Genomic DNA, 8,970 nt, shown 5'->3' on the forward strand with positions numbered 1-8,970 from the left:
CAGTATCGCCGCGCGCACCCCGCCCGCCGATCGACCGCGTGTCCGCCCTGCTCGCCGTCGCGATCGTCGCCACCCCGCTCATCACCTGGGGCGGCGCGGCGATACTGACGGCACGGGCGCAGGACGAAGGCCGCGCCATCGCCCGCCGCGCCGCCCCGGTGATGGCGGAACAGGCGGCGGCCCAGCAGACGCGCGCCCTGCTGCAACAGGCATGGCGCGGGGCGCCGCTTGGCACCACGCTCGAATCGCTCGCCCGCGCCCTGCCACCGGATGCCGCGCTGCTGCGGGCGGAGCGGAATGCGGCCGGCATGATCGCGATCGAGGTCGCCGCCCCCGATCCCGACCGGTTGCTCGCCGCGCTACGGCGCGATCCGGTCCTCACCGGCCTGCGCGCCACCGCGCAGGCGCGCGCCGATGGTGACGGGCGGATGCGCGTCACGCTGGAGCAGCGCCCATGACTCCGCGCCTGCCGCTGATCGCAGCCGGCGTCGCCGCATTGCTCGCCATCCCCGCCTATGGCGCGCTGGGCGACCTCGCCGCCGCCCGCGCCGCGCGCAATGCCGCCCGGATCGACGCAGGCGCCACCATCCCGCCGCTCGCCACCGCCGACTCCGCTTTCCCGGCCGACAGCGCCGCCGACGCCCGCGCGCGCCTCGGCGCACTGGTCCGTGCCGATGCCGCCCGCGGCGGGGTGTTGATCGAAACGCTCGCCCCCGATCCCGCCGCGCCCGCACCGCTCACCCAACTGTCCCTCCGCGCGTCGGGCACCGAGAAGGCGGTGGTCGCCTTTGCCGATACGCTGGAGCGCACGCACCCGGCGATCCGGATGCGGGCATGGCGGCTGACCAGTGCGCCGGGCGGCGTGCGGCTCGATGCGACGCTGGTGGCACCATGGCGGGGCTGACCCTGCGCCAGCACGCACTCCTGGCCGGCGCGGCGCTGGTCGCGCTGACCGTGCCGCTCTGGCTGCTGCGCGAACCGGCTCCGACCGCTTCGCCGACGAATGCGCTCGCCCCGCTCGCCGCCCGCCACCGACGCGCTCCCCGCCGATACGCCGGAGCTGCTGGGCGTGGTCGGTCGCCTCGGTCGCGACGCGGTGGCAATGGTCCGCGGTAGCGACGGCACCCGCACCCTGTCGCCGGGCGACAGCATCGACGGCTGGCAGTTGCGCAGCCTCGCCATCGACGCCGCCTATTTCACCCGCGGCGGGCAAAGCGCCCGCGTGCCGATGCCCGGCAGCGACGATCAGCGATAGGCGATCCGCACCCGCACATCGTTGCCGAGCGTCCGATCGGACATGGGCGGCACATAGGACGTACCCTTTTCGGAAAGGCGCAGTTCCCGTTCGCCGTGCGGTGTCATCGCCTTCGCGCTGGCGATCGGATGCTCTGCCTGATGGAACATATGGAACCGTTTGCTTTCGCAGGCGCCGACCGCCTCGAACAGGCCGATCAGCGGCCATTCCAGCAGCGTGGCCTGCGCCTTTCCCATCGATATCATCACATGGCATTGCGCCCGGATATCGCCCAGCCGCCGGTCCTCGGTCGTGGTGCCGCGCGACAGCACGATCGGCCGCAGATGCATCCCCTGCGATTGCGCCGGTGCGGTCAGGAACCAGCGCCCCTCGGGAAGGCTCGCGAACACCATCCGCCCGTCGCCGTCGATCGTGACCGGCAGGTCGTGCCCCTTGCCGTCGCTCAGCACGATCGGCACCATCCCCGCCGGTATCCGCCGCCCGCCGCGCCACAGTTCGAACCGCAGGCTTCCCTCGGGCGACAGCATCGCGCGATCCTCGGCAAAGCGGCGCTGCCCCGCGCGCAACACCTTCGCATCCAGCTTCAGCGGCTTGCCGGCGGTGACGACGATATCGGGACCGTCCGGCTGGACGTCCTGCGCCGTCGCCGGAGCCGCTACCGACAACGCCATGCCCGCCATCACCAACCGCATCACCGCACTCCCGATCGTTACGGATGCGATATCGCTTCGGGATTGCGGCGGCATGATGGTCACATCGCGACGATCCGTGTCGCCAGCCGCTCTGCCTCCGCCGCATCGTGGGTGACGTACAGGATCGGCAGGCGCAGCGCGTCGCGCAGCCGCTCGATCGTCGCCATCACCTCCTCGCGCCTGGCCCGGTCGAGCGAGGCGAGCGGCTCGTCCATCAACAGGAACCGCGCGCCCGACAGCAGCGCCCGCCCGATCGCCACCCGCTTCGCCTCACCCCCCGACAGCGTCGCCGGCCAGCGGTGAAGCAAGTCCTTCAACCCGAGCAGCGCGACCATGTCGTCATAGCCGATCGGCGGCGCGCCGCGCCCCATGCCATAGCGTAGATTGGCCGCGACCCGGCGGTGCGGGAACAGCCGCGGCTCCTGAAACACATAGCCGCAGCGCCGCACCGGCACCGGCACGTCGATCCCCGCCGCCGCATCGAACAGCGTGACGCCGCCGACCCGGACATGGCCCGCCGCCGGTCGCAGCAGCCCGGCGACCATGTTCAGCACGCTCGACTTGCCCACGCCCGACGGGCCGAACAACACCGTCAGCCCGCTATCCTGTCCGTCGTCGGGCACGACCGCACCGACCACCGCCTCGCCCAGCCGGACGGTCACGTCGATGTCAAAGGACATGGACCCTCCGCCCGCCCCGCCGCACCAGCCATTCCGACACGACCAGCGCGATCAGCGACAGCGCGACCGACATGACGGCCAGCCGCACGACGCTCGCCTCGCCGCCCGGCACCTGCAACGCGCTATAGATCGCCAGCGGCAGCGTCGCGGTCTCGCCCGGCACGTTCGATACGAAGGTGATCGTCGCGCCGAACTCGCCCAGCGCGCGGGCGAACCCCAGCACCATTCCCGCCAGCACGCCGGGCAGGCTGAGCGGCGCGGTCACGCTCCAGAACACCCGCGCCCGACTGGCGCCCAGCGTCCGCGCCACGCTTTCCAGCCGCCGATCGACGCCCTCGATCGACAGGCGGATGGCGCGTACCATCAGCGGCAGCGCCATCACCGCCGCCGCGATCGCCGCCCCGCTCCAGCGGAACAGCACGCTGACCCCGAACCACGCCTCCAGCCACCGGCCGACCGGTCCGGCCGGCGCGAACGCCAGCAGCAGCAGCCAACCGGTGACGACCGGCGGCAGCACCAGCGGCAGATGGACGATCCCGTCGATCAGCACCTTGCCCGGAAACCGCCCCCGCGCCAGCACCCAGGCGAGCGCATAGGCGACCGGCAATGCCGCCAGCATCGCCACGCCACCGATCTTGAGCGACAGCAGGACGATCGCCCATTCGGCGCCATCCGGCATCAGCGCGGGCTGAATCCGTACCGAACGAAGATCGCCTTGCCGGCCGGGCTGACCAGAAAGCGGCGGAACCGCTCGCCCTCGACATTCTGCGAAGCCTTCAGCCGGGCGATGGGATAGGTGATCGGCGGATGGCTGGCGGCCGGGAACACGCCGACCACGCGCACCTTGGTCGACGCCTTCGCATCGGTCGCGTACACAATGCCGAGCGGTGCCGCACCGCGTTCGACCAGCGCCAGCGCCGCCCGGACATTCTCCGCCCGCACCACCGACGGCGCCACGCCGTCCCATGCCCGCAACCGGGTCAGCGCCGCCTTGCCATAGCGTCCGGCGGGCACCGCATCGGGATCGGCCATCGCCAGCCGCCCGCCGCTGAGCGCCGGGCGCAGATCGACGCCCGGCCGCAAGGTCACGCGCACCCGGCTGTCGACCGGTGCGATCAGCACCAGCCGGTTGCCCAGCAGATTGACCCGGCTGCCCTTCGCCAACAGCCCGCGCCGGTCGAGATCGTCCATCCATTCGACATCGGCCGACATGAACAGGTCGGCGGGCGCCCCCGCCGCCGCCTGCCGCGCCAGCGCCGAACTGGCGGCGAAGGACAGCGTCGGGCGGACATGGCCGCGCTTTGCCCAGGCATCGGCGGCGGCGTTCATCGATTCCTGCAGGCTGGCGGCCGCCAGCACGATCGGCGGGCGCGACTGCGCGCTCGCCGGCGCGGCGAGCAACAGGCCCGCCAGCGCGAATACCAATCGCCGGATCATCGTCCCCCCTTCATCACACCGCCCGCCCGGGGCCGGCGATCAATTGCGCCCGGTCATCTGCCCGATGGCGTTGCGGCCGAAATTGGCGATCATCTCGCTCACTTCGCGCGCCTGGGCCATCGATCGTGCGCCCTGGTCGCGCAGATAGTCCGACTGGATGCGCATCACCTCGTTCAGGTCGCTGGCCTGCGCCGCCGCGCGCATCGCGCGGAATGCCTCCTGCGTATTCGCTTCCGCCTGCGACAAGATGGTCAGGCCGAGCTGCGATCCCTGCTCGGTCATCGCGCTGCCGGCGACACGCATCCGCTCGGTCGCGGCGGCGGCGGGATTCGAATCGGATTCGGCCATCGGCTGCTCCTGCTATGGATAAAATTTTCCTTAGCGCCCAACCCTCGTAGTGCCCGGAAGTTCCTGACCGACTTCCCGATTCCCACGATTCCGTGCGCAGATCGGCTGGCGGAGCGCCGATTCTGTCAGTTTCCTGACTGCCGTGAAAAAATAGTTTCGGCTCGTCCCGTACGGAAAACGCAACATCGCAGCTGCGAAATGACCTGTCGGCATTTGTACCATTTTAGAACAATGCCCTCCACATCAACGATTTTGCACCGCAGCAACGCTTCCGGAATTGTGACGAAATATCGCCTGATCGCAGCAGGTTTCGTCCGATTTGCGCCTTTCATAAATTTGCAATCGTCGTTTTTTTGGGACAGTTTGTCGCAAGAGAAAAACAGGAGGGTTGAGAGGATGCACAGCAAGTATTCGGGTCGTACGACGATCGTCACCCTCGCCGGCATGACCGCGCTGGGCTGGGCGGGTGTCGCGCTGACCGTTCAGATGGTGATGCGCATCCTCGCCTAAGGGCGTCGCTTCCCGACACAAAAAGGGCCGGCGCTTGCCATAGCGCCGGCCCTTTTCGTTTGGACGAACGGCGCCGGTTCCGCGCCGCTGTCGCCTCAGTTGTCGTCACCCATGCGCAGCGCGGCGATGAAGGCTTCCTGCGGGATGCTGACCGACCCGTATTCGCGCATCTTCGCCTTGCCCTTCTTCTGCTTGTCCAACAGCTTGCGCTTGCGGCTGGCGTCGCCGCCATAGCATTTGGCGGTCACGTCCTTGCGCATCGCGCTGATCGTCTCGCGCGCGATCACCTTTCCGCCGATCGCCGCCTGGATCGGGATCTTGAACAGGTGGCGCGGGATCAGTTCCTTCAACCGCTCCACCATGCCGCGCCCGCGCGTCTCGGCGGTGCTGCGGTGGACGATCATCGACAGCGCGTCGACCGGCTCTTCATTCACCAGGATGCTCATCTTGACGAGGTCGCCCTCGCGATAGCCGATCTGTTCGTAATCGAAGCTGGCATAGCCCTTCGACAGCGACTTCAGCCGGTCGTAGAAGTCGAACACGACCTCGTTGAGCGGCAGTTCGTACACCGCCTGCGCGCGTCCGCCGACATAGGTCAGGTTCATCTGGATGCCGCGCCGGTCCTGGCACAGCTTCAGGATACCGCCCAGATACTCGTCGGGGACATAGATCGTCGCCTGGATCCACGGCTCGCTGATCGTCTTGATCTTGTTGACGTCGGGCATGTCGGCCGGATTGTGCAGGTCGATCTGCGTGATGCCCGCCGGATCGGGATGGGTCAGCTCGATCTGGTACACCACCGACGGCGCGGTGGTGATGAGGTCGAGGTCGTATTCGCGCGTCAGCCGCTCCTGGATGATCTCCAGATGCAGCAGCCCCAGGAACCCGCAGCGGAAGCCGAAGCCCAACGCCGCCGAGCTTTCCATCTCGAAGGTGAAGCTGGCATCGTTCAGCCGCAGCTTGCTGATCGATTCGCGCAACTTGTCGAAATCGGCGGCATCGACCGGGAACAGGCCGCAGAACACCACCGACTGCACTTCCTTGAACCCCGGCAGGGGTTCGGCGGTCGGGCGCTTGGCGTCGGTGATCGTGTCGCCGACCATCGTCTGCGCCACTTCCTTGATCTGCGCGGTGATGAAGCCGATCTCGCCCGGCCCCAGGTCGGGCAGCTGCTCGATCTTCGGCCGGAACGCGCCGACCCGGTCGACCAGGTGCGTCGTGTCGGCATTCATGAACTTGATCTGCTGGCCCTTGCGGATCGACCCGTCGATCACGCGGATCAGAATGACCACGCCCAGATACGGGTCGTACCAGCTATCGACCAGCATCGCCTTGAGCGGCGCATTGATATCGCCCTTGGGCGGCGGGATATGCGCCACGATCGCGTCGAGGATCTCGTCGATGCCGATGCCCGACTTGGCCGATGCCAGCACGGCGTTCGACGTGTCGATGCCGATGATATCCTCGATCTCGGTCTTTACCCGTTCCGGTTCGGCGGCGGGCAGGTCGATCTTGTTGATGACCGGAATGATCTCATGGTCATGCTCGATCGACTGATAGACGTTCGCCAGCGTCTGCGCCTCGACTCCCTGCGCCGCATCGACCACCAGCAGCGCGCCCTCGCACGCCGCAAGGCTCCGCGACACTTCATAGGCGAAGTCGACATGCCCCGGCGTGTCCATCAGGTTCAGGACATGGCCCTTCCATTCGAGGCGCACGGTCTGCGCCTTGATGGTGATGCCGCGTTCCTTCTCGATATCCATATTGTCGAGCACCTGTGCCGACATCTCGCGCTCGGCGAGGCCGCCGGTCCGCTGGATAAGCCGGTCGGCCAGCGTCGACTTGCCATGGTCGATATGGGCGATGATCGAGAAATTACGCAGTTTGTCGAGCGGAGTGGCCACGGTCACACATTCGAAAAGAGTAGGATTGCAGCGCCCCTAGCAGCTTCCCCGCCAAAGCCAAACAGCACGACATACGAATCCCGCTTGCGGACCCCGAATCCGAGCGCTATAGGCGCGCCTCCAAGCAACGGCAGGCGCCCCGAACGGCCCGGCCGATACTCCGTCGGGGAGTAGCTCAGCCTGGTAGAGCACTGCCTTCGGGAGGCAGGGGCCGGAGGTTCGAATCCTCTCTCCCCGACCATTGGATCGTCACATATCGATATTTCGCCGCGCTGGCGGCCCGCCGTCCGGTCCGGTACGATGTCGGCCATGACGCGCCCGTTCGATCGCCCCGTCCTCCATGCCCCGCCGCTCATCCTGCGCCGTCCGGAGCCACGCGACAGCGATGCCATCGTCCGCATCTGCGGCGATGCGGAGATCGCCCGGCGGCTGGCGCGGGTGCCGCATCCCTATGGCGCGACCGACGCCGCCTTCTTCCTCGACCATGTCGTGCCGCACGAATGGGTGTGGGCGATCACGCTGGACGGCGACGATACGCTGATCGGCGTGGTTGGCCTGACGCCAGGGGACGATCCGGCCTCGGCGGAACTCGGCTATTGGCTGGCACGCGAGCACTGGGGGCGCGGCATCATGCCCCGCTCCGCCGGTGCCGTCGTCGGCTACGGCTTCGACACGCTCGGCCTGTCCACCATCACCTCGGGCTATTTCGAAGCGAACCCCGCCTCCGGCCGCGTGCTGGCCAAGCTCGGTTTCGTGGAGACCGGGCGGCAAATGGGCGACTGTCTCGCCACCGGCGCGCCCGTGTCGACGGTGCGTCTGGTCCTGCAACCGGCAGGATTCGCCTGAAACCCATTGTGCAATGCAGCATGAAGCCCCATTCTCCAACAGCGGCCGATCGACGTCGCGGTTGAAGAGGTTTCGCGCCATGCCGGCCCTGTCCGATACGATCCAGCAATTGCAGCGGATGCGCGCCGCCCATGGCAGACCGACGGTTCCCGACCGGCTGCACGACCTGACCGGCTTTGCCCCCGATCCCGGCAATCTGCGCGCGCGGGCCTATGTGCCCGAAACGCTGCGTCCCGGCGCGGCACTGGTGGTCGCTCTCCACGGCTGTACGCAGGATGCGGCGGTGTACGATCATGGCACCGGCTGGTCGACGTTGGCCGACCGCGAAGGCTTTGCCGTGCTGCTCCCCGAACAGCGCCGCGCCAACAACCCGAACCTGTGCTTCAACTGGTTCGAATCCGCCGACATCGCCCGCACCGGCGGAGAGGCGGAATCGATCGCAGCGATGATCGAGCACATGGTCGCTACCCACGCCATCGACCCGGCCCGCATATTCATCACCGGCCTCTCGGCGGGCGGTGCAATGACCGCCGTGATGCTCGCGACCTGGCCCGAAACATTCGCGGCGGGCGCGATCATCGGCGGCCTGCCCTATGGCACCGCCCTCGGCGTCCGTGCCGCGCTGGAGCGGATGCGCGGGATCGCCGCCGCCGATACGCTCGCCATCGCCCCCGGCCCCCGCATGCCGCGCGTCGCCATCTGGCATGGCACCGCCGACCCGACCGTCGTGATCGCCAACAGCGACGCGCTGGTCCGGCAATGGCGTGACGTCCACGCGCTGCCGGCGGAACCGCGCAAGGGCGCAAACGGCCCCAACTGGTCGCACCGCGCATGGTGCGATCCGCACGGCAATCCCCTGGTCGAGGAATGGCGCATCACCGGCATGGGGCACGGCGTCCCCGTCGACAGCCGCAGCGGCATCGGCGCGACCGGCCCGTTCATGCTCGACGTCGGCCTGTCGAGCACCTTGGAGATCGCGCGCAGTTGGGGACTGGTCGCCGCCGAACCGACACAGGCGTCCGCGCCACCCTCGCCCAGGCTCGAGCGCCTGACGCCGGAACCTCCGGCGGCGCCCCGGGTCGTTTCGGTCGTGGCCTTGACGACGTTGCCCCGCACCGCCTGAGCGTCCGGCGTCAGCCGCACCAGCCAGGGCGCGGGGCGCGCGGACGCCCGCGGCGCGTCGGCGCCCACCAGGCCCCCAATGCGCGCGATCGCGCAGCTGCTCGCCAGGGCGCTCGCGTAGATGACCGTCTTGCCCCCGCAGCTGCCTCCTGTCACTCAGGCGGCGACGGCCGGTC

At 68.6% G+C, this 8,970-nt stretch carries 11 protein-coding genes and 1 tRNA gene; 6 read left to right on the plus strand and 6 right to left on the minus strand.

The window, feature by feature from the left end; translation table 11 throughout:
• From CA237_RS19800 to CA237_RS18760, 3 genes are all read left to right on the plus strand, one after another.
• On the plus strand, positions 1-458 hold a 458-nt coding region (locus tag CA237_RS19800), incomplete at its 5' end, for a hypothetical protein (protein WP_164523925.1).
• Entirely contained in the window at positions 455-904 is a 450-nt protein-coding gene (locus CA237_RS18755; RefSeq protein WP_066693692.1) for a hypothetical protein, read from the plus strand. The genes CA237_RS19800 and CA237_RS18755, both read left to right, overlap by 4 nt.
• Positions 905-1,003: 99 nt before the next feature.
• Positions 1,004-1,255 (plus strand): hypothetical protein, encoded by a 252-nt coding sequence (locus tag CA237_RS18760; protein WP_241215559.1) that lies wholly within the window; start codon positions 1,004-1,006, stop codon positions 1,253-1,255.
• Here CA237_RS18760 and CA237_RS18765 read toward each other — a convergent pair.
• The 6 genes from CA237_RS18765 to lepA all read right to left on the minus strand — a co-directional run bounded on the left by CA237_RS18765 (position 1,246) and on the right by lepA (position 6,826).
• On the minus strand, positions 1,246-1,947 hold the full coding sequence (locus CA237_RS18765) for a hypothetical protein (protein ID WP_066693698.1): 702 nt from the start codon (positions 1,945-1,947) through the stop codon (positions 1,246-1,248). The genes CA237_RS18760 and CA237_RS18765 overlap by 10 nt on opposite strands.
• Before the next feature lie 59 nt (positions 1,948-2,006).
• Entirely contained in the window at positions 2,007-2,627 is a 621-nt protein-coding gene (locus CA237_RS18770; RefSeq protein WP_066693701.1) for an ATP-binding cassette domain-containing protein, read from the minus strand.
• Complete coding sequence (gene modB, locus CA237_RS18775; protein ID WP_066693703.1) at positions 2,617-3,306, minus strand: molybdate ABC transporter permease subunit; 690 nt, start codon at positions 3,304-3,306, stop codon at positions 2,617-2,619. Before modB ends, CA237_RS18770 begins: the two co-directional genes overlap by 11 nt.
• Entirely contained in the window at positions 3,306-4,064 is a 759-nt protein-coding gene (gene modA / locus CA237_RS18780) for a molybdate ABC transporter substrate-binding protein (protein ID WP_066693706.1), read from the minus strand. Before modA ends, modB begins: the two co-directional genes overlap by 1 nt.
• Positions 4,065-4,103: 39 nt before the next feature.
• Positions 4,104-4,412 (minus strand): phasin family protein, encoded by a 309-nt coding sequence (locus CA237_RS18785; protein WP_066693708.1) that lies wholly within the window; start codon positions 4,410-4,412, stop codon positions 4,104-4,106.
• A gap of 605 nt (positions 4,413-5,017) precedes the next feature.
• Positions 5,018-6,826: a translation elongation factor 4 gene (gene lepA, locus CA237_RS18790; protein ID WP_066693741.1), complete on the minus strand. Its 1,809-nt coding sequence runs from the start codon at positions 6,824-6,826 to the stop codon at positions 5,018-5,020.
• A gap of 164 nt (positions 6,827-6,990) precedes the next feature.
• Here lepA and CA237_RS18795 point away from each other — a divergent pair.
• The 3 genes from CA237_RS18795 (at position 6,991) to CA237_RS18805 (ending at position 8,795) form a co-directional block, all read left to right on the plus strand.
• Positions 6,991-7,067, plus strand: a tRNA-Pro gene (locus tag CA237_RS18795).
• 68 nt (positions 7,068-7,135) lie between these two features.
• Positions 7,136-7,672: a GNAT family N-acetyltransferase gene (locus tag CA237_RS18800; protein ID WP_232308054.1), complete on the plus strand. Its 537-nt coding sequence runs from the start codon at positions 7,136-7,138 to the stop codon at positions 7,670-7,672.
• A gap of 79 nt (positions 7,673-7,751) precedes the next feature.
• Positions 7,752-8,795, plus strand: coding sequence for a PHB depolymerase family esterase (locus tag CA237_RS18805; RefSeq protein WP_126015231.1), 1,044 nt, complete (start codon positions 7,752-7,754; stop codon positions 8,793-8,795).
• Positions 8,796-8,970: the final 175 nt, after the last annotated feature.

The sequence above is a fragment of the Sphingomonas sp. ABOLH genome (assembly GCF_003951715.1).
Taxonomy (GTDB): Bacteria; Pseudomonadota; Alphaproteobacteria; order Sphingomonadales; family Sphingomonadaceae; genus Sphingomonas; species Sphingomonas hankookensis_A.